This is a genomic window from Bradyrhizobium sp. CAR08 (assembly GCF_052871955.1).
Genome location: NZ_JBIXJX010000002.1, coordinates 424,517 through 443,613, shown reverse-complemented (window position 1 = coordinate 443,613; position 19,097 = coordinate 424,517). Strand labels below are relative to the sequence as shown.

Below are 19,097 nucleotides of genomic sequence, written 5' to 3'. Positions count from 1 at the left end.
CCTGGACCGCGCGTTGCTTTGCGAATATGGCAGGTTGCGTGCTGCAACGCGAGCAACTGGAGCTGGGAATGAAGTGAATCCTGATCGGCTTCATCGTCGTGGCCGTGGTGGGCGCGGGCGGATGGTTGGGCTTCAGCTTCTACGCAAAACATCGCGTCACCGCCGAGGTGGAGACCGCGTTCGAGCAAATCCGCAAGCAAGGCGGCAAGGCTAGCTACGGCAAGATCGCCTTCGATCTGCCCACGCGCACCCTCACGATCGAGGACATCGCGGTTACGCCGGGCAAGGCACCGCAGGCGCAGATCAGGATCGCCGCCATCAAGGGCACGGGCGTTCGCCAGATCGACGAAACAAGGATCTCGGCCGACGCCGTCGACATCACCGGGCTCGAGGTTACGCTGGACCAGATCGGCGCTGCCAAGCTGAAGGTCGCGTACAAGATCCCGCACCTGGTCATGCGCGACTATGCCGGTCCTGTTCAGGCGGGTCAGGTGCCGGCGGACAGCTCGCTGGTCGATATGTACCGCTACGTGCTCGGCCAATATGCGAGTGTCGCTGCATCGTCGCTCACGGCTCCGACCCTCACGATCAGCTTCGATTCCCGCGCCGCCGGCAGCGGCGAGGTCACCTATTCCGAACTGCCGATCCAGAACCTAAAGCACGGCAAGATCGACGGGATGAAGTCGGACCGCGCCGTGATCTCGGTCGACGTGAAGCAACCCGGCAAGACGGACAAGCTGACGGGTGAATCGTCAAACATCATCGTCAACGATTTCGACGCGACCGCGATGATCGCCGCGCTCGATCCGCAGACGGCCAGCGACGACAGCTATCGCCGGGTCTATCGGCAGGTCTCGACGGGCCCCTATGCGCTCAAATCGGCACAGGGGATGCGAGTGGATGTCGACGGGTTCACCATGGAAGACATCGCCGTCCAGCCGTCGAAATTCCGGCTGGCCGAGATATTTGCCGCGCTGCCACGGGATCAATCGGCCCCGCCGACTCCGGCGCAGGCACGCGAGCTGCTGGAGAAGCTCGCCGGAGTTTATGAGGGTCTTCGCATCGGTAAGGCCGAAATCGGCAAGATGTCGGTCGGCACGCCGCAAGGAACGGCCACGGTTGGTGCGATCCGATTTCGCGACGGCGAGTTCGCGGTCGAAGGCGTCGACGCGCCGTCTCCGCAGGGACAGTTCAAGATGGAGCGCTTTGCGCTGAAGTCCTTCAGCACGGCGAGTTTGATGCGCTGGGCAGCAAGCCTCACCACTGCCGGGCGGGCGCCCTCGCCGGATCAGATGCTCGGGCTGTTCGGCGTGCTCGCAGGCGCGGAGATCAAGGGCGTGACGGCGCCGTTCAAGACCACCAATAAGCTGGTCATGATCGACACACTGAGCCTGGACTGGGGGCAGCTGGTCGGCTCGATCCCGAGCAAGGCGCATGTGGTTGCCAAATTTGTCACGCCAGCCGATCCATCCGGTCCAAAACAGCTTCCATTGATTGCCAGCGGGATCGACAAGCTCGCTATCGACCTCGATCTCGGCGCTGCCTGGACCGAACAGTCCAACAGCTTCGCTCTGACGCCCGCGACCCTCGACATCGGAGGCATCGCAAGAGCGCAACTGCGTATGGCGCTCGGCAACGTACCACGCGAGGTGTTTTCGGCCGATCCGGCCCAGCTCATGGGCCAGGCGGCCCGGATCGAGGCGGGCACGCTCGAATTCTCATTGCGCGACAGCGGCGTCATCGATCTCGTCGCGGCGCAGTTCGCGCGCATGCAGAATGTCAGCCGTGATACCGCACGCCAGGCGCTCGTCGAGAGCATCAAGGCTAAACGCGAGCAAGTTGCTTCCGCCAATCCGGATGCGAACGCGGCCGTGGACGCGATCGCCCGCTTCGTCGAGACGCCGGGCCAGACGCTTTCCATCAAGCTGTCCCCGCGCGCCAAGGCACCGCTGATGCAATTGATGCAGCTCTTGCAAACCGACCCACAGAGCGCGCTTGCGCAGTTCAGGATCGAGGCGTCGACGGGGCTGTAGGGAACGACGCTGCGCGCGGGGATGGCAGTTGGACCGGCGAAAATCCCTCCCCGTCATTGCGAGCGAAGCGAAGCAATCCAGAGTCACTCCGCGGAAAGATTCTGGATTGCTTCGCTTCGCTCGCAATGACGCTGTGGAGACAGCCTCACTTCTGCGGCAGGCTCACCTTCACGTGCAGCTCGCGGAGCTGCTTGGGGCTGGGCTCCGACGGTGCGCCCATCAGGAGGTCCATGGCCTGCTGGTTCATCGGGAACAGCGAGACCTCGCGCAGATTGTTGGTGCCGCACAAGAGCATGACGATGCGGTCGACACCGGCGGCCATGCCGCCATGCGGCGGGGCGCCGTACTGGAAGGCGCGGTACATGCCGCCGAAGCGATCGACGACTTCCTGCTCGCCATAGCCCGCGATCTCGAACGCCTTCACCATCGCTTCCGGCACGTGGTTGCGGATGCCACCCGAGGCGATCTCGTAGCCGTTGCAGGTGATGTCGTACTGGAACGCCTTGATGGTCAGCGGGTCCTGGCCCTTCAAGGTATCGAGACCGCCCTGCGGCATCGAGAACGGGTTGTGCGAGAAGTCGACCTTCTTGTCCTCGTCGTTGTACTCGTACATCGGGAAGTCGACGATCCAGGCTAGCTCGAACCGCTCCTTGTCGGTGAGGTTCAACTCCTCGCCGACCTTGTTGCGGGCCAACCCTGAAAATTTCCAGAACTTGTCGGGATCGCCGGCGACGAAGAAGGCGGCGTCGCCTTCCTTCACGCCGATCTGCGCGCGGATCGCGGCGGTGCGCTCAGCACCGATGTTGTTGGCAAGCGGACCGGCACCTTCGCCGCCCTCGCGCCACATGATGTAGCCGAGGCCGGGCTGACCTTCGCCCTGCGCCCAGGAGTTCATGCGGTCGCAGAAGGCGCGCGAGCCGCCACCCGGCGCCGGGATCGCCCAGACCTGGTTCTTGGGGTCCTCCAACATGCGCGCGAACACCTTGAAGCCGGAGCCGCGGAAGTGTTCGGAGACGTCCTGCATCTCGATCGGGTTGCGCAGGTCCGGCTTGTCGCTGCCGTATTTGCGCAAGGCTTCCGCGAACGGAATCCGGCGCCAGCCCTTGGTCACCGGCTTGCCCTTGGCAAACTCCTCGAACACACCCGTGATGACAGGCTCCATCGCGGCGAAGACATCGTCCTGCGTGACAAAGCTCATCTCGACGTCGAGCTGGTAGAACTCGCCCGGCAGACGATCCGCGCGTGGATCCTCGTCGCGGAAGCAGGGCGCGATCTGGAAGTAGCGATCGAAGCCCGACATCATCAAGAGCTGCTTGTACTGCTGCGGCGCCTGCGGCAGGGCATAGAACTTGCCGGGATGAATGCGCGACGGCACCAGGAAGTCGCGCGCGCCCTCGGGCGAGGACGCGGTCAGGATCGGCGTGTTGAACTCGAAGAAGCCCTGCCCCTCCATGCGCCGACGCATCGACTTGATGATTTCGACGCGCGTCATGATGTTCTGGTGCAGCTTCTCGCGACGCAGATCGAGGAAGCGGTACTTCAGGCGGATGTCTTCAGGATATTCCTGGTCGCCGAACACCGGCAGCGGCAGGTCGCCGGCCGGGCCCAGCACCTCGATCTCGCTGACATAGATCTCGATCTTGCCAGTCGGCAGATCGTCATTGTCGGTGCCTTCGGGGCGGCGACGGGCCTTACCGTCCATCCGCACCACGAATTCCGAACGCAGCTTTTCGGCCTGCGAGAACGCCGGCGAGTCCGGATCGACTACGCACTGGGTCAGGCCGTAATGGTCGCGCAGGTCGATGAACAGCACGCCGCCATGGTCGCGAACGCGATGGACCCAGCCTGAAAGGCGGACCGTCTCCCCGATGTTGCTCTCGCGGAGCGCGCCGCATGTATGTGACCGGTAGCGATGCATGGTCGTCCCAAATTCAATGTCGGAGGATCGAATCGAACCGCCGAAACGGCAGGTTCAAAGTTGCGGCAGGGTTTACCTCGGCAGGACGGGGGCGGCAACCAAGGGAACGGCCCGTTTTCGGCTGGAAGTGGCCATTTTTGCCCAATCTCGGCTCAAGCCTTTGCCATCAGGCGTTCCACGCCTATCTTGAGGCCATGACAGTCCATTTCCCGTTCCAGAACTCCTATTCGGCGCTGCCGGACAGCTTTTTCGCCCGGGTCGCACCGACGCCGGTGGCAGCGCCCCGGCTGATCAAGCTGAACCGGCCGCTGGCGGTCCAGCTCGGGCTGGATCCTGATGTGCTGGAAACCCCTGAGGGCGCCGAAATCTTGGCCGGCAAGACGGTTCCCGCCGGCGCCGATCCGATCGCCATGGCCTATGCCGGCCACCAGTTCGGGCAATTCGTTCCGCAGCTGGGCGACGGACGGGCGGTCCTGCTCGGCGAGGTCATCGACAAGGACGGCATCCGCCGCGACATCCAGCTCAAGGGCTCCGGTCCCACCCCATTCTCCCGCCGCGGCGACGGCCGTGCCGCGCTCGGGCCGGTGCTGCGCGAATACATCGTCAGCGAGGCGATGTTCGCATTGGGCATCCCCACCACGCGCTCACTCGCTACCGTCGTCACCGGCGAGCACGTCATCCGCGAGACCGCGCTGCCCGGCGCGGTGCTGACCCGCGTCGCCTCGAGCCATATCCGCGTCGGCACCTTCCAGTTCTTCGCCGTCCGCCGCGACACCGATGCCATTCGCCGGCTCGCCGACCACGTCATCGCCAGGCACTATCCGGAGCTGCTCGGCGCCGAGCGGCCCTATCACGCGCTGCTCGGTGGCGTCGTCGCACGCCAGGCCGATCTGGTCGCACGCTGGCTGCTGGTCGGCTTCATCCACGGCGTGATGAACACCGACAACTCATCGATATCAGGCGAGACCATCGATTACGGTCCGTGCGCCTTCATGGACGCCTACAATCCGTCGCAAGTGTTTTCCTCGATCGACGAGATGGGCCGTTACGCCTATGCCAACCAGCCGCGCATCGCGCTGTGGAATCTGACCCGGCTTGCCGAATGCCTGCTGCCGCTGTTTTCCGAGGATCAGGAAAAGGCGGTCGCCGAGGCCCAGGACATTCTTGGCGCCTTCTCCGACACGTTCAGCGACGCCTATCAGGCGGGCCTGCGCAAGAAAATCGGCCTGTTCACGGAGCGCGACGGCGACGACGCGCTGATCCAGGACCTGCTGGACGCCATGGCCAAGAACCAGGCCGACTTCACCCTCACCTTCCGCAAACTCGGCGACGCCGCTGGCGATCCGGCTGCTGACGATGCACGCGCGCAATTCATGGACCCCGCGGCGTTCGACGAGTGGGCCAGGCGCTGGCACGAGCGCACGGCGCTGGAGCCGCAAACCGCAGCCGAACGGCAAGCCGCCATGCACGCCGTCAACCCGATGTTCATCCCGCGCAACCACCGCGTCGAGGCCGTGATCCAGGCCGCGGTCAACGATGACGACTACACGCCGTTTGAGGAATTCGTGAAGGTGCTGGCTAAACCGTTCGAGGGCCAGCCGGACTATGCAGCCTACGCCGATCCGCCGCTGCCGGAGCAGCGGGTGCTGCAGACGTTCTGCGGGACGTGAGGCAAGCTCGGTGCGCACGTGGACGAGCCGAAGGCATAATCCAGATGCGGGGGTGCCGAAATCGTTTGTTCAAGACGATCATTCGCTCAGATCGTTACCACGATCTTGCCGAACTGCTCGTTTGACTCCAGAAAGCGATGCGCTTCGCCGATCTCCTCAAACTGAAACGTTTTGGCGATGATCGGTTGCAATGCGCCGTCCCGCAGCCCGTCGAGGATGAAGGTCTTCGCCTTAGCAAGCCGCGCGGGGTCGCGGATGATCTCGTGCACGAGATAGCCGCGCAGCGTCAGGCTCTTGGTCAGTACGTTGACCAGCGGAAACGGCGTTGGCTCTGGGCTCAGGCCGCCATATTCGATGAGAACGCCACCCGGCGACATCGCGGCGGTGAGCGGCCCAAATATGGGACCGCCGACCGCGTCGAACACCACGCGAACGCCGTTTGAGCCGACAATGTCCTGCAGCCGTGACCGGATGTCCTCTTCCACGGAGGCGATGACGTCGGCGGCGCCAGCATCGCGCAGGGCCTGCCGCTTGATCGAGGTTCGCGTCACTGCAATCGGGATCGCACCGATCCGGTTCGCGATCTGAATCGCTGCAAGCCCGACGCTACTCGACGCCGCGGTGATGACTACGGACTCCCCTCGCTCCAGCCCAGCAATATCGACCAGAGCGCCGAACGCCGTCAGATATTGCATCCATACCGCGGCCGCGGCGTCGAAGCCGAGCTCGGGCGGGTGCTTCACGACGAACTCCGCCGGAAACGTGACGAGCTCGCCATAAGCCGGCCATCGCACCATCGACACGGGCGGCACGATGCTGACGACCTCGCCCGGCGAGAAGCCGCTCACGCCTTCGCCGATCGCCTCGACGATGCCGGCGGCCTCGAGACCGAGGCCGGACGGAAAGGTCGCGGTCTCGATATAGGTCCCCTTCCGCAAGAGCGCTTCCGCGCGATTGAGCCCGAGGGCCTTTACCCTGATCTGCACCTCGCGCCTCCCTGGCGGCGCGACGTCGACGGTCTCGATGCGCAGCACCTCGGGGCCACCATGTCTGTGGAAGCGAACGACGCGCGCCATGAACACACTCCAAAATAATTGAATTCAATGGAGCTATGCCAACCGGGCGGCGCCGGATAAAGCGTGCAGAGAGGTGAACAGTCGAAACCAGGAGTTTGCAATCATGGACCGCCTGACCAGCATGGCCGTCTTCGTCAAGGCGGTGGATGTGGGCTCGTTCGCCGCTGCCGCCGATGCGCTCGAAATGTCGGGGCCAATGGTCGGCAAGCACGTTCGTTTCCTCGAGGAGCGCCTGGGCGTCCGCCTCCTCAACCGCACCACACGGCGCCAGAGCCTGACCGAGACTGGCCAAGCCTACTACGAGCGCTGCCGCACTGTGCTCGCTGAAGCCGTGGCCGCCGACGCCGTCGCTTCCGATGAATTGTCCGAGCCGCGTGGCCGGCTCCGCGTGACCGTGCCCGCCCTGCTGGGCCGGCACTGCATCGCCCCCTTGCTGATGAAGCTCGCGCGACGATATCCCCATCTGGAGCTCGATCTCTCGTTCGACCCGATCGCTGACATCATCGAGGGCCGCTATGATCTTGCGATCCGGACCGGCGATCTACACGATCAATCCGGCCTGATGACGCGGCGCATCGCAAGCCAGCGCATGGTGGTGTGCGGCACGCGCTCGTACTTGCGCGCCAACGGCAAGCCGAAATCGCTCGACGATCTTGCCCAGCATCAGGCGATCATCTATCGCCGCTCCGGACGCGTCCGGCCGTGGCTGTTTCCCCGCGAGGGCCAGCCTCCGAGCGAAATCGTGCCGGCGGGAAGGCTCAGGCTCGACGATCTCGACGCGATCGCGGACGCCGCGTCACAGGGGATGGGACTGGCCTGGCTGCCATACTGGCTAGTCCGCGAACGCCTGCGCGCCGGTAGACTCGTCACTCTGTTGAGCGGTCAGCCGGGATTTCTCTACGACTGTCACGCGCTCTGGCCACGCTCGTCCCGGATGCCGCCGAAAGTTCGCGCCGCCGTGGACGCCTTGGCGGCCGCCCTGCCGAAGCTCTTGACCTGACGCCGGATGCCGTGACGCCTGCATGGCATGCCGCGGCCGTTAACCCCCCGTCCACCATCCGGCCCGACCCGCCGCCGGTAACCACGAGAATTAACAGACCCTCAATTCGCCCCCGACAAGTTTAGCAATGTTGCTGGGGGATTTTGCCGTGGATCTGTTGGTTTTCGAGTTCCTGGGGCTGGCGCTGGTCGCCATGTGCGTGGTCGTGGTGGCACTGCCCTGCGCGCGCAAACCCTCCCGGCGGGTGCGCTACGAATAGGATTTTCGTCGGAAAATGCGATTCCGGTCCAAATGCAAGGCTCGAATTCGCTTCGAGCCCCTTGACATCACAGCGCTTTCGGCAGAACGGCTGATGGACTTGTCATGGGCCGTTCATGGATTTGATTACCACCACCGCTGACCTTGCGGCTGCCTGCAGCCGGCTGGCCAAGCACCCCGTCATTACCGTCGATACCGAGTTCCTGCGCGAGACCACCTATTACCCGCTGCTGTGCGTGGTGCAGATGGCCAGCGCCGAGGAAGCAATCGTCATCGACACCCTGGCCGAGGGCATCGACCTCAAGCCGTTCTTCGAGCTGATGGGCAACGAGGGCGTGTTGAAGGTGTTCCACGCCGCCCGCCAGGACATCGAGATCATCTGGCACCAGGCGGGTATCATCCCGCACCCGGTGTTCGATACCCAGGTCGCGGCCATGGTGCTCGGCTACGGCGACAGCATCGCCTACGACGCCCTGGTCGAGAAGGTCACCGGACACCGCCCGGACAAGACCCACCGCTTCACCGACTGGTCGCGCCGGCCGCTGACCAAGGAGCAGATGCACTACGCCGTGTCCGACGTCACGCATCTGCGCGACGTGTTCGCAGCGCTCGATGCCGACCTTAAAAAGCGCCGGCGCAGCGAATGGGTCTCGATCGAGATGGAAGTCCTGACCTCGCCCAAGACCTACGACTTCCATCCCGAGCGCGCCTGGGAACGGCTCAAGACGCGGGTGCGCAAGCCCAAGGACCTTGCGGTCCTAATGGAGGTCGCCGCCTGGCGCGAGCAGGAGGCGCAGAGCCGCGACGTGCCGCGAGGCCGCGTGCTGCGCGACGAGGCCGTCAGCGACATCGCGACCCATGCGCCGAACACGATCGAGAAGCTCGCAAACCTGCGCTCCGTGCCGAAGGGTTTTGAGAAATCCAAATGGGGCGCCGACATCGTCGCCGCTGTCGAGCGCGGGCTGGCGCGCGATCACGCCACGCTGCCGAAGCTGGAAAAGCCGCGCAACAATAACAATGGCGCCGCGATCGTCGAGCTGTTGAAGGTGTTGCTGCGCATGACCGCGGAGCGCCATGCGGTCGCCAGCAAGGTGATTGCGACCGTCGACGATCTCGAGGAGATTGCGGCCGACGACGAGGCCGACGTGCCGGCGCTACGCGGCTGGCGCCGCGAGCTGTTCGGCGAGGCCGCCCTGAAACTGAAGCGCGGCGAGCTGGCGCTGGCGGTCGAGAAAGGCCGCGTGATCGGGGTTCAGCGAGCGGAATAGCCCCGATGCCCCCCGATGTCGTCCAGCACACCTGAAATCGCCGCGACCAGCTCGTCGATCTGGGCCTTGGTGACGATCAGCGGCGGGCAGATGGCAATGGCATCGAGCATGTTGCGCGAGATCACGCCGCGCTCCTGCAGCATGCGGCTGGCCATGCCGCCGACGGCGCCCGGCGTTGCCGCTGCGGTCTTGCGCGCCTTGTCCAGCACCAGTTCGATCGCAGCGATCATGCCGACACCGCGGACCTCGCCCACCAGTGGATGGCTGGTGAGTTCACGCAGCTTGCCTTGCATGTAGCCACCGAGCTCGGCGGCATGCGCAACCAGGCCCCGCTCCTCGATGATCTTCAAATTCTCGAGCGCAATCGCCGAGCCCACCGGATGGCCGCCCGCGGTGAAGCCGTGGCCGAGCACGCCGATCTTGTTGCTCTCGTCGGCGATCGGTTCGAACATGCGATCGTTCATCATGATGGCCGACAGCGGGAAATAGCTCGAGGTGATCTGCTTGGAGACCACGATGGCGTCGGGCTTGATGCCGTAGGTTTCGCAGCCGAACATCTTGCCGGTGCGGCCGAAGCCGCAGATGACCTCGTCGGCGACCAACAGGATGTCGTACTTGTTCAGCACCTTCTGGATCTTGTCCCAATAGGTCGCCGGCGGCACGATGACGCCGCCCGCGCCCATCACCGGCTCGCCGAAGAACGCAGCGATCGTGTCCGGGCCTTCCTTCTGGATCAGCGCATCGAGTTCCTCGGCCCGCCGCGTCGCGAACGCTTCCTCGCTCTCCCCGGGCGCGCCATCCTTGTAGAAATGCGGCGAGCCCGTGTGCAAGATGTTCGGGAGCGGCAAGTCGAAAGAGCGGTGGTTGTTCGGCAGCCCGGTGAGGCTGGCGGACGCGATGGTGACGCCGTGATAGGCGCGCATCCGGCTGATCACCTTCTTGCGCTGTGGCTGGCCGAGCGCATTGGAACGATAGGCAATCAATTTCAGAACAGTGTCGTTGGCCTCCGAGCCGGAATTGGTGAAGAACACCTTGCTCATCGTAACAGGCGCGAGCGCGACCAGCTTCTCGGCGAGATCGATCGAGGGCCCGTGCGATTTGGCGGAGAACGTGTGATAGAACGGCAGCGCCAGCATCTGCTTGTGCGCAGCGTCGACCAGCCGCTTCTCGTTGAAGCCGAGTCCGACGCTCCACAGGCCTGCCATCGCCTCGAAATAGCGCTTGCCCGACGCATCGAACACGTAAGGCCCCTCGCCGCGTTCGATCACCAGGGGACCGGCCTGCTGATGGGCGCGCGCGTTGGTGTAGGGATGGAGCTGGTAGGCCACATCCCGGGCCTCTTGCGAATTGGGCAGCATGGACATTTGCAGGAATCCTTGAAAGCGTCACGTCGCGGGCGCGGCCAGCGTCATCACTCGATGATCCAGCTCCTTGGCTATTGCCACCGCGCAAAACTTGCAACGTCAATTCGTCGGCAGGAAGCGCTCAGCTGCGTTGCACAAAGCCGCACATCGGGCAGCTGTCACGCCGCACCGTCGTCATTCCCATCGCTATCGGCGGCAGCGGCCTCCCGCACCTCCACCAGCGCCATCGAGAGCAGATACACCGTCGTTGGCAGACCAAGACGGCGTGCCGCCTCGGCGGCACGCGACAGGTCGCTTGCCAGCTCCTCGAGCTGATCTCCCCGTGACAATGTCCCACTCCATCCGTCGATCGCGGCCGCCTACACCGCAACGGCGCCGCTGGTTCTGATCAGTTCGGCGCTGGACTGGATTGTAGCAAAATTCCCGATCACATTCACTACCGCATGCTTGTAGGCGGCAGCATCGCCAGTCCCCGGCTGCCGGCAGGCCACCGCGTCGGCCACCACCTGGAAGCGATGACTGCGGTGAAACCCGTCAATAGCGGTGGCCAGGACGGTTTCGTCCAGGGAAAAGCCCGCGAGCACGCAACGGACATTGCGGATATTGGACATGTAGTCCACAAACCGCGCCGAACTGTAGGCCGACGGCAGCGGGTGCTCGAAGGTCATTTCTCCCGGCCGCGGCTTCGCCTCCGCGATCCAATCGGTCAGCTTGGATGCCGGATTGAACCAGGCCGCCTGCGCGATGCGCTTCAGATGCATCACCGGCCAGAGATTGTCGCGCCAGAACGTCAGCAGTTCCACGCAGCGCGCCGTTGCGGCATCGCCGTCGAGGATGACGTGGCGACGTCCGGGGGTCAGATATTCGACCTGGAGATCCGTGCAGACCAGGATCGGCGGATCGTCTGTGATGGAAACCAGCATGGTTTTGCGCGCAGCTGCACCAGTTTCAACGACCAGCGAGCGCGACGTCCCGCAGCGGCGACGTCACAGCCCGTCCTGCCGAGGCGTCGAGCACGCCCGGCCGGTCCCAATCGCCCTCGGGGCGGATGATCACGTAAGGATCGCTGTCCAGCGTAATGGCATCCGGACCCGGTTCGATCTCCAGCAGCATTTCTGTGTAGGAGAAGTCGGAAAATGTGATCTTGCGATTGTGACCAAGCGGCTTGGCGCCGAAATGGGCCCAGAAATCGACCAGCCGGTCCTGCGCCTGGCCGTAGATCTTGCGAAAGCCCTTGCGCTTCACATAGTCGACGCTCGCTTGTACCAGCTTGAACGAGACGCGCGACCGCCGGTATTGGTGCCGCACCGCAAGCCGTTCCACCTTGGCGAAATCGCCGAAGAACCGCACCCGCAGACAGCCCGCAGGCTCGTTGCCGACATAGCCGATGAAATGCGCGGCAACCATGTCGTTGCCGTCGAACTCTTCATCGAACGGGCAATCCTGCTCGGCGAGATAGACGGCTGAGCGGATCGAGGTGACCAGCATGACATCGGTGAGATCGCGCGCGAGGCGAATGGTGATGGCGCGGGAATCGGGCTTGGCGAGAGGAATCCTAGTACCGTGCATCTGCAAAACTCCTTGCTTGGATGATCGCGCTCGGCATGCGCATCGGCTGCCGATGCCAGGGCCGCTCGTAGCACCAGAGGTCGGGTTGGAAGCTTGGAACAGGCTCGAAGCCTGTCGCTTTCATGATGTCGCGGCCGGCCACGGTTGACGGCTGCGCATAGCAATCCGCGTTGCGAAACCTTAGCTGTCTAAGATGAGCCGCGGCCTTGCCGAGACCGGCGACGCCGCGCCCCGTCGCCGCGATCGCCCAGATGTAGATAGCGGAAACGTCTTCCTTCGCGGACGCGAGATAGCGCGTCTCCGGCGCGGTGAGGCAGATCTCGTCGAGCAGCAACGCATCATGCCCGCGATCGTTGAGAAACAGGAAGGCCATGCCGCCGACAAGGTTGCCCTTCCGGCTGAAAGTCAGGATGCTCTCGGGATCGAAGGCGAAATATTTTGCAAGCTCAGTCGCCCCGATCCGAACGCCCGGCACCAGCCGGTGCGCCAACTGCGAAAGCGCGGCGATTTCGGAAAATTTGGCGCGACGGACGTCGACATCCGGACTGAGCGGCAGCGCGTCGAAATCATGCCTTGCGGCAAACGAGCCCCTTTCCATACTCATGTCGCCCCTCTATCGTTCGCGGCTTTCGTGCCCCGCTATGGCGATGAGCTTAGCGGCTGGGGATCAGGCGTATGCAGCAGTTATTGCACCGGGGTGCTGCGGTGATGCAGCACCGTGAAGAAACCCTGGACATGTCCTGGGACGATTTGAAACTGTTTTTAGCTTGCGCAAAATATAAAAGCTTCCGCAACGCCGCCGAGGAGCTCGGGCTCACCTCCACCACCCTGATGCGCAGGATCGACCGGCTCGAAGAGAGCATCGACTGCAAGCTGTTCCTGCGCGACCAGAGCGGGCTCACGCTCAGCGACGAAGGCAGCGCGATGATCGCCGACGTCGCGCACATGGAGCGTCATGCCTTCAATGTGTTCCGGCGTGCTTCGCGATCGTCGAACGATATGTCAGGCACCGTGCGCGTCGCGGTGACGGAAGGCCCCGGCAATTTCTGGATTCTGCCGCGACTGATCGATTTCCAGAAAACCTATCGCAAGATCACCGTCGACCTGCGCTGCGCGATGGAACAGGCCGACGTCGCGCGGCTCGAATCCGATATCGCGATCCAGCTCGAGCCGCCGACCAATCCCGATCTGATCGTCGCCAAGCTCGGCCGCCTGCACATCTATCCCTTCGTCTCCAAGGAGTACGAAAACCTCTACGGCGTGCCCGCGACCCTGGCCGAGCTGAAGAACCACCGCATCATCAAGCAGAGCGCCCCGCAGGTCGACGACGGCGCCTACGCCCGCGTGCTCGGACTGAAGTCGCTCGAGGGCATCGTCGGGATCAAGACTAACTCCTCGGTCGGCGTGCTCTATGCGGTGGAGCGCGGCGCCGGCATCGGATTCCTGCCGACGGTTTCGATCGCGCTCGGCGCCCCGCTGGTTGCCGTCGATCTCGGCGTCAGCCACCACGCCGATCTCTGGCTCACCTATCATAAGGAGTTCCGCGCCTCCGAGCGCCACAAGATCGTGGTCGATTGGCTGAAGAAAATCTTCGATCCCAAGATCCATCCCTGTTTCCGCGACGAGTTCATCCACCCGAACGCGCTGGCGCCGATGATGACGGCCGCGCGCGCGGCCTTTGGATTGACGGGTTATGTCGCGGCAATGCCGACTTAAAGCTCGAGCATGATGTTTTCGTAAAACCGCTTCGCAGTTTTCCGGGATCCTCCTCTGGGCCGACGCGGGCAGGCTTCGCTTCACCACCGATATTCGAAGCCGACCGTGCCCTGGTGCGACGTCAGCTCGTTGCGGAACTTGCCGTCGTAGTTGACGTAGAGCCGCGCCGTGTTGGTCAGGCTGAGCGAGGCCGAGGCGCCTGCATCCGTACCGTAGCGGCTCTCGCCGATGCCGGGCACGACGATGCTCTGGGTCCCGAGGCTGACCTGCACCGATCCCAGGTTCTGATAGAAATTGTCGACGAACTTGCCGTAGGCGGACAGGTCCAGGATCTTCTGGTCGAAGATGAAGTAGCGCCCGATCTCGGCTCCGATCATGACGCGCGCGCGCGAGAGCGCCGTCGAGCCGACATTGAGTGGATCGAGGCCGCCAACCTCCTGGAACGCGACGCTGGTGGCGCGGACATATTCCAGTGCGCCCTTGGGCACGATGCGCATGTGGTCCTTGGTCCAGTAATAGCTGATCTCGGTCAGCGCGCCGTCGATTGCGGCGCGATAACCCGCGGTCGCAAGTCCCAGGCCAGTATCCCGGCTGGAGCGGACCTTGCCGAAGCCGTGCACCACCGCGAAGGCCCAGGTCCAGGGGCCCTTGTCGACCGAGCCGCTGAAGCCGAGTTGCGTCAGATCCAGCGTGGCGGACTGAAGTGCGAGCGGCACGTCGATATCGGTGTGGCTCTGGTCGACGGAGAAGCCGAGATTGACACCCGGCGCGAGCCGCGCGCCAAAGCCTGCGACACCGCCAAACGTCTTGCGCTTGTCGCCGACAAAGTCTCCTTGCGCATCCGTCCGGACCGAGATGCCATAACCCTCGAACCAGGTGCGGTAGCGCGGGTCTTCCGTGCTCGCCGACGCGCCGCCGCCGCCGGGATTGGTCCGAAACGCCCGGTTGACGCCGCCAGATGCCTGGTTTCCGAGCCGCTCCAGGAAATTCGAGCCGAGATTGAGCGAGCTGTTGCCGGCCGACTGGTCGTAATTGGTCGCGGTCGGCATCGGAATTGGCATCGGAATCGGCGTCGGTGACGGCGTGGGTGTCGGGTTCGGCGTGGGCGTGGGACTCTGCGCAAAGCCTGATGTCGTCGACAGTACCATGATGAGAGCAAACGCCACGGCAGCCGCGATCCAGCGGACGCGGTTCAGCCTGATCGCCTGCCGTGTCTCTGAGGGCTGCGAAATGCAGCACATGGCGACAAATCCTGAAGCAAAGGGCGGCGCGCAAAAAAGCAACAGGAGCGGCGCACGCGTGCCGCGATTTGTGCCGAACTGTTACTGAGGGTCAACCGGCTGGCGCGTCCCGGCAAAGGCATTGCTTCCGATTGTGGTTCCGCGGCCACAGGTCGCAAATTGCGGACGGGCACTCGGGTCGAAGTCTTGAAATTCGCGCGCGGCTTGCTAACGGGCGATTTTCATGTTGCAATATCAGACACAATCGGAATTGGCCGCTCGACTGTGCGTTTCGCGACATTGAGACTCAAGACTCGAACAGACTACCGGAAGCCCGTTTGTGGCGTGGCACGCGAAAAGCGGCCGCGTCGTTTTTGTATCTAGCGGAGGAGACTGAGGATGCCGCAAAAGGGCACCGTCAAATGGTTCAACCCGACCAAGGGCTATGGGTTCATCAAGCCGAACGGCAGTGACAAGGACGTCTTCGTCCACATCTCCGCCGTCGAGCGCGCCGGACTCTCGACCCTCAATGAAAATCAGGTGGTTGAATACGATCTCGTGGAGAACCGCGGCAAGGCATCCGCGGAGAACCTCAAGGTTTCCTGATTTCTCTCGCGGTCTGCGCAAGAGATCATGACGTTGCCCCCGGCTCTGCCGGGGGTTTTTGTTTGGAATGAGAAGTATTCCGAGTGCGACGGCGCTTCACCGCACCAACGGCGAAACCAGAAAATTCTCCGACGGCCCGCTGCCCGCGGTCTTGCACACATCGCCCTCGATCTGGACCTTGCCGGTCGCGAGCAGGCTCAGTGCTGCGGGATAGATGCGGTGCTCGACTTCAAGGATACGCTCCGACAGCGTGTCCGCCGTGTCGTGGTCGCTGACGGGAACCGCGCCCTGCATCACGATTGGGCCGGCGTCGGTCTCGGGGATCACGAAGTGCACCGTCGCGCCGGACAGCTTGACGCCGGCGCGCAAGGCCTGGCCGTGCGGGTCGAGACCGGGGAAGGACGGCAGCAGCGAGGGATGAATGTTGAGCATCCGCCCGTACCACGCCTTGGTGAATTCGGCCGTGAACAGGCGCATGAAGCCGCCGAGGCAAATCAGCTCGATGCCGTGCTGATCGAGTGCTGCTTGCAGCACCTTCTCGAAGCCGGCGCGGTCCTTGCCGAACGGCTTGCTTTCGATCACCAGCGTCTTCACGCCGCTCGCTTTGGCCCTTTCCAGCCCCAGCGCATCGGCCTTGTTCGAGATGACGAGCGAAATCTCCGCCGGAAAATCCGGCGCGGCCGCGCCCTTGATCAGCGCAGCCATGTTGGAGCCACGGCCGGAAATCAGGATGGCGACGCGGCGTTTCATTACAGCGCCGGTCATTACAGCGCCAGGTCGAGATGGCCGTTATAGACGACGCGGTGCTCGCCCTCGGCCAGGATCACGCTACCGAGCTGTGCCACGGTCTCACCGGCGTCAGTGAAGATCTCCACGACCTCTTCGACCTTGTCCGGCTCGACAATCGCGATCATGCCGATCCCACAATTGAAGGTCCGCAGCATTTCGAGCTCGGCGATGCCGGCCTGCGCGGCCAGCCATTTGAACACCGGCAGCACTGGCAGGCGCGCCAGATCGATACCGACGCCGAGATGCTTCGGCAGCACGCGCGGAATGTTGTCGGTGAAGCCGCCGCCGGTGATGTGGGCAAGCCCCTTCACCGCGCCGGTCTCGCGGATCGCGCGCAGGCAGGATTTGACGTAGAGACGCGTCGGCGTCAGCAACGCGCCGCCCAGCGTCATGACGGGCGCAAACGGCGCCTGCGCCCCGAAGCCGAGGCCGGATTGTTCCACGATCTTGCGCACCAGCGAGAAACCGTTGGAGTGCACGCCCGACGAAGCGAGCCCGATCACGGCATCGCCGGCGGCGATGTCCTTGCGCGGCAAGAGCGTGCCCCGCTCCGCGGCGCCGACGGCAAAGCCGCCGAGGTCGTAGTCGCCGTCTTTGTAGAGGCCGGGCATCTCGGCCGTCTCGCCACCGATCAGGGCGCAGCCGGATTCGCGGCAGCCTTCGGCGACACCGGCGACGATCGACGCGGTCGCCTCCGGATCGAGCTTCCCGCAGGCAAAATAGTCGAGGAAGAACAGCGGCTCGGCGCCCTGCACCACGAGGTCGTTGACACTCATGGCGACGAGGTCGATGCCGATCCCGCCATGCAGGCCGGTCTCGATCGCGATCTTGACCTTGGTGCCGACGCCATCGGTCGCGGCCACCAGGATGGGATCCTTGAAACCGGCCGCCTTGAGATCGAACAGGCCGCCGAATCCGCCGATTTCGGCGTCGGCGCCGGGCCGTGCGGTGGCGCGCACCATCGGCTTGATCAGGTCGACCAAGCGGTTGCCCGCATCGATATCGACGCCTGAATCGGCGTAAGTGAGGCCGTTTTTGCGGTCGGTCATGCCCGATTTCCAGTGGGTTTGCGGCTGGTTACGTCGAATTCCGGGGACGCGCAATGGCTCGCATGGCGCGCCGCCGTATACTATGTAGAGATATCAACCGGTTCAGCCTCCAAAGGGCCGAATTCGAGGTCAGGCCGGGTGCCGGGAAGCGCCGTGTGAGTATACCGAACATCATTACTTTGGGCCGCATCATGCTGGTCCCGATCATCGTCTGGGCCATCGTGTCGAGCCAAATGGAGGTGGCGTTCGCCGTATTCCTGATCGCCGGTATCAGCGACGCGGTCGACGGCTTCCTTGCCAAGCGCTTCAACATGACGAGCGAGCTCGGCGCCTTGCTCGACCCGCTCGCCGACAAGGCGCTGCTGGTCTCGATCTACATGGCGCTCGGCATCTGGGGCGCGATTCCGCGCTGGATCGTCATCCTGGTGGTCTCGCGCGACATCATGATCGTCGCCGCCGTGATCATATCGTGGCTGTTCGACCGACCTGTGGAGATGAAGCCCTCAAAGGTATCCAAGCTCAACACTGTGGCCCAAGTGGCGTTCGCGGCGCTGGTGCTGGCCGCCCTCGCCTTCGGCTTCAAACCCGGTCCTTATGATATAATCCTGATGGGCCTCGTCACGGTCTTCACGCTCTCCTCCGTGTCGCTCTATCTTGTCGAATGGTTGCGGCACATGAGCACGATCGAGGCCAAGTGAGTTGGGAGCGGCCCCGTAAAAGGCCAACTCCCGCTCGATTAGGTCGCATCTCGTCAAACGAAGCCGGCACGCCGGCACGGAGCAAAGCAAGCGTGCCAAGCCGCGTTCATCCCCGACAGTTGGCGTTTTCGCTTCCGCATGCGGAGAGCCTGAGCCGGGACAATTTCCTCGAAGGCCCCGTCAACGCCGCCGGTCTTGCCCTCATCGACGCCTGGCCGGAATGGCCGAACCGAATCATGTGGCTGGCCGGCCCGGAAGGAAGCGGCAAGAGCCATCTCGCCGCGATCTGGGCCGAGGCTTCAGGCGCCCGCTCGACCACGGCCAATGGGCTGACCGCCGAGGCCGTCCCGGCTGCGCTCGCCACCGGCGCGCTGGTGGTCGAGGATCCCAAAGCCAGGGAATTCGACGAGCGCGCCCTGTTCCATCTGATGAATCTGGCCCGCGAGGACGGCGCCTACGTCCTCTTCACCGGACGCGAGGTGCCCGCGTCTCTCGAGATCGAGCTCGCCGACCTGCGCTCGCGGCTCCGCGCCGTCCCCGTTGTCTCGCTGCTGCCGCCCGACGACCAGCTCTTCCGCGGCCTGATCGTCAAGTTCTGCGCCGACCGCCAGCTCGCGGTGGACGAGAGCGTGGTCAGCTACCTCGCCACTCGCCTGGAGCGGTCCTCGGCCGCCGCCCGACGGGCTGTGGACCTGCTGGACAGCGAGGCCTTGCGCCTCGGCCGCCCCGTCACCCGGGCCCTGGCGGCCGAGCTGCTCCGGGATGTCTGACCAAGGCGGGTTGACGCGGCCGGGCGGCGGAACATCAATGTCATCGAAACGTCATCGCTCTAACACATGCTCCCGCGGGTTTTGCGCGTAAGT

At 64.0% G+C, this 19,097-nt stretch carries 18 protein-coding genes; 8 read left to right on the top strand and 10 right to left on the bottom strand.

From position 1 onward, the window contains the following. The first annotated feature begins 98 nt into the window (after positions 1-98). Positions 99-2,033 (top strand): hypothetical protein, encoded by a 1,935-nt coding sequence (locus tag ACIPUD_RS05820; RefSeq protein WP_446480246.1) that lies wholly within the window; start codon positions 99-101, stop codon positions 2,031-2,033. Between the two features lie 145 nt (positions 2,034-2,178). On the opposite strand, the gene aspS is transcribed toward ACIPUD_RS05820, so the two are convergent. After that, positions 2,179-3,951 carry an aspartate--tRNA ligase gene (gene aspS / locus ACIPUD_RS05815; RefSeq protein ID WP_247368723.1) on the bottom strand — a complete coding sequence of 591 codons (1,773 nt, stop codon included), beginning with the start codon at positions 3,949-3,951 and terminating at the stop codon, positions 2,179-2,181. Between the two features lie 194 nt (positions 3,952-4,145). On the opposite strand from aspS, the gene ACIPUD_RS05810 reads away from it, so the two are divergent. Continuing rightward, positions 4,146-5,621, top strand: a complete 1,476-nt coding sequence (locus tag ACIPUD_RS05810) for a protein adenylyltransferase SelO (protein ID WP_247368344.1) — start codon at positions 4,146-4,148, stop codon at positions 5,619-5,621. 86 nt (positions 5,622-5,707) lie between these two features. On the opposite strand, the gene ACIPUD_RS05805 is transcribed toward ACIPUD_RS05810, so the two are convergent. Beyond that, a complete protein-coding gene (locus ACIPUD_RS05805) occupies positions 5,708-6,697 on the bottom strand; it encodes a zinc-dependent alcohol dehydrogenase family protein (protein WP_446480245.1) in 990 nt (329 codons plus the stop codon). A 103-nt stretch (positions 6,698-6,800) separates the two neighbouring features. Here ACIPUD_RS05805 and ACIPUD_RS05800 point away from each other — a divergent pair, with 103 nt between their 5' ends. After that, positions 6,801-7,697 (top strand): LysR family transcriptional regulator, encoded by an 897-nt coding sequence (locus ACIPUD_RS05800; protein WP_446480244.1) that lies wholly within the window; start codon positions 6,801-6,803, stop codon positions 7,695-7,697. 374 nt (positions 7,698-8,071) lie between these two features. Beyond that, the gene (gene rnd, locus ACIPUD_RS05795; protein WP_018456286.1) at positions 8,072-9,223 is read left to right on the top strand and encodes a ribonuclease D; all 1,152 of its coding nucleotides are present in this window, start codon (positions 8,072-8,074) and stop codon (positions 9,221-9,223) included. Here rnd and ACIPUD_RS05790 read toward each other — a convergent pair. The 5 genes from ACIPUD_RS05790 to ACIPUD_RS05770 all read right to left on the bottom strand — a co-directional run bounded on the left by ACIPUD_RS05790 (position 9,208) and on the right by ACIPUD_RS05770 (position 12,760). Next, on the bottom strand, positions 9,208-10,587 hold the full coding sequence (locus ACIPUD_RS05790; RefSeq protein ID WP_446480243.1) for an aspartate aminotransferase family protein: 1,380 nt from the start codon (positions 10,585-10,587) through the stop codon (positions 9,208-9,210). The genes rnd and ACIPUD_RS05790 overlap by 16 nt on opposite strands. Before the next feature lie 158 nt (positions 10,588-10,745). After that, positions 10,746-10,916: a hypothetical protein gene (locus ACIPUD_RS05785; protein ID WP_007609402.1), complete on the bottom strand. Its 171-nt coding sequence runs from the start codon at positions 10,914-10,916 to the stop codon at positions 10,746-10,748. 30 nt (positions 10,917-10,946) lie between these two features. Continuing rightward, the gene (locus tag ACIPUD_RS05780) at positions 10,947-11,510 is read right to left on the bottom strand and encodes an isochorismatase family protein (protein WP_085352950.1); all 564 of its coding nucleotides are present in this window, start codon (positions 11,508-11,510) and stop codon (positions 10,947-10,949) included. Positions 11,511-11,535: 25 nt separating this feature from the next. Next, positions 11,536-12,156: a GNAT family N-acetyltransferase gene (locus ACIPUD_RS05775; protein ID WP_446480242.1), complete on the bottom strand. Its 621-nt coding sequence runs from the start codon at positions 12,154-12,156 to the stop codon at positions 11,536-11,538. Next, complete coding sequence (locus tag ACIPUD_RS05770) at positions 12,143-12,760, bottom strand: hypothetical protein (protein ID WP_026233132.1); 618 nt, start codon at positions 12,758-12,760, stop codon at positions 12,143-12,145. Before ACIPUD_RS05770 ends, ACIPUD_RS05775 begins: the two co-directional genes overlap by 14 nt. Before the next feature lie 71 nt (positions 12,761-12,831). On the opposite strand from ACIPUD_RS05770, the gene ACIPUD_RS05765 reads away from it, so the two are divergent. Further along, positions 12,832-13,872, top strand: coding sequence for a LysR family transcriptional regulator (locus tag ACIPUD_RS05765; RefSeq protein WP_018456281.1), 1,041 nt, complete (start codon positions 12,832-12,834; stop codon positions 13,870-13,872). Positions 13,873-13,952: 80 nt separating this feature from the next. On the opposite strand, the gene ACIPUD_RS05760 is transcribed toward ACIPUD_RS05765, so the two are convergent. Then, on the bottom strand, positions 13,953-15,113 hold the full coding sequence (locus tag ACIPUD_RS05760) for an autotransporter outer membrane beta-barrel domain-containing protein (protein ID WP_446480241.1): 1,161 nt from the start codon (positions 15,111-15,113) through the stop codon (positions 13,953-13,955). 378 nt (positions 15,114-15,491) lie between these two features. Here ACIPUD_RS05760 and ACIPUD_RS05755 point away from each other — a divergent pair, with 378 nt between their 5' ends. Then, a complete protein-coding gene (locus ACIPUD_RS05755) occupies positions 15,492-15,698 on the top strand; it encodes a cold-shock protein (RefSeq protein ID WP_007591938.1) in 207 nt (68 codons plus the stop codon). Positions 15,699-15,794: 96 nt separating this feature from the next. Here the strand turns inward: ACIPUD_RS05755 and purN are convergent, their stop codons facing one another. Continuing rightward, entirely contained in the window at positions 15,795-16,448 is a 654-nt protein-coding gene (gene purN, locus ACIPUD_RS05750) for a phosphoribosylglycinamide formyltransferase (RefSeq protein WP_204511004.1), read from the bottom strand. Between the two features lie 14 nt (positions 16,449-16,462). Continuing rightward, entirely contained in the window at positions 16,463-17,536 is a 1,074-nt protein-coding gene (gene purM / locus ACIPUD_RS05745) for a phosphoribosylformylglycinamidine cyclo-ligase (protein ID WP_018456277.1), read from the bottom strand. 155 nt (positions 17,537-17,691) lie between these two features. On the opposite strand from purM, the gene ACIPUD_RS05740 reads away from it, so the two are divergent. Together ACIPUD_RS05740 and ACIPUD_RS05735 are read left to right on the top strand one after the other, a co-directional pair. Next, a complete protein-coding gene (locus ACIPUD_RS05740) occupies positions 17,692-18,234 on the top strand; it encodes a CDP-alcohol phosphatidyltransferase family protein (protein WP_026233129.1) in 543 nt (180 codons plus the stop codon). Positions 18,235-18,326: 92 nt separating this feature from the next. Continuing rightward, positions 18,327-19,004, top strand: a complete 678-nt coding sequence (locus ACIPUD_RS05735) for a DnaA ATPase domain-containing protein (protein ID WP_026233128.1) — start codon at positions 18,327-18,329, stop codon at positions 19,002-19,004. The last annotated feature ends 93 nt before the right edge of the window (positions 19,005-19,097 follow it).

What these genes read in the sequence shown, in the direction of transcription:
- ACIPUD_RS05755 (WP_007591938.1), top strand. Translation starts at nt 15,492, where the DNA reads ATGCCGCAAAAGGGCACCGTCAAATGGTTCAACCCGACCAAGGGCTAT.
- ACIPUD_RS05775 (WP_446480242.1), bottom strand. Translation starts at nt 12,156, where the DNA reads ATGCACGGTACTAGGATTCCTCTCGCCAAGCCCGATTCCCGCGCCATC.
- rnd (WP_018456286.1), top strand. Translation starts at nt 8,072, where the DNA reads ATGGATTTGATTACCACCACCGCTGACCTTGCGGCTGCCTGCAGCCGG.
- aspS (WP_247368723.1), bottom strand. Translation starts at nt 3,951, where the DNA reads ATGCATCGCTACCGGTCACATACATGCGGCGCGCTCCGCGAGAGCAAC.
- ACIPUD_RS05765 (WP_018456281.1), top strand. Translation starts at nt 12,832, where the DNA reads ATGCAGCAGTTATTGCACCGGGGTGCTGCGGTGATGCAGCACCGTGAA.
- ACIPUD_RS05770 (WP_026233132.1), bottom strand. Translation starts at nt 12,760, where the DNA reads ATGAGTATGGAAAGGGGCTCGTTTGCCGCAAGGCATGATTTCGACGCG.
- purM (WP_018456277.1), bottom strand. Translation starts at nt 17,536, where the DNA reads ATGACCGACCGCAAAAACGGCCTCACTTACGCCGATTCAGGCGTCGAT.
- purN (WP_204511004.1), bottom strand. Translation starts at nt 16,448, where the DNA reads ATGAAACGCCGCGTCGCCATCCTGATTTCCGGCCGTGGCTCCAACATG.
- ACIPUD_RS05780 (WP_085352950.1), bottom strand. Translation starts at nt 11,510, where the DNA reads ATGCTGGTTTCCATCACAGACGATCCGCCGATCCTGGTCTGCACGGAT.
- ACIPUD_RS05805 (WP_446480245.1), bottom strand. Translation starts at nt 6,697, where the DNA reads ATGGCGCGCGTCGTTCGCTTCCACAGACATGGTGGCCCCGAGGTGCTG.
- ACIPUD_RS05810 (WP_247368344.1), top strand. Translation starts at nt 4,146, where the DNA reads ATGACAGTCCATTTCCCGTTCCAGAACTCCTATTCGGCGCTGCCGGAC.
- ACIPUD_RS05760 (WP_446480241.1), bottom strand. Translation starts at nt 15,113, where the DNA reads ATGTGCTGCATTTCGCAGCCCTCAGAGACACGGCAGGCGATCAGGCTG.
- ACIPUD_RS05800 (WP_446480244.1), top strand. Translation starts at nt 6,801, where the DNA reads ATGGACCGCCTGACCAGCATGGCCGTCTTCGTCAAGGCGGTGGATGTG.
- ACIPUD_RS05790 (WP_446480243.1), bottom strand. Translation starts at nt 10,587, where the DNA reads ATGTCCATGCTGCCCAATTCGCAAGAGGCCCGGGATGTGGCCTACCAG.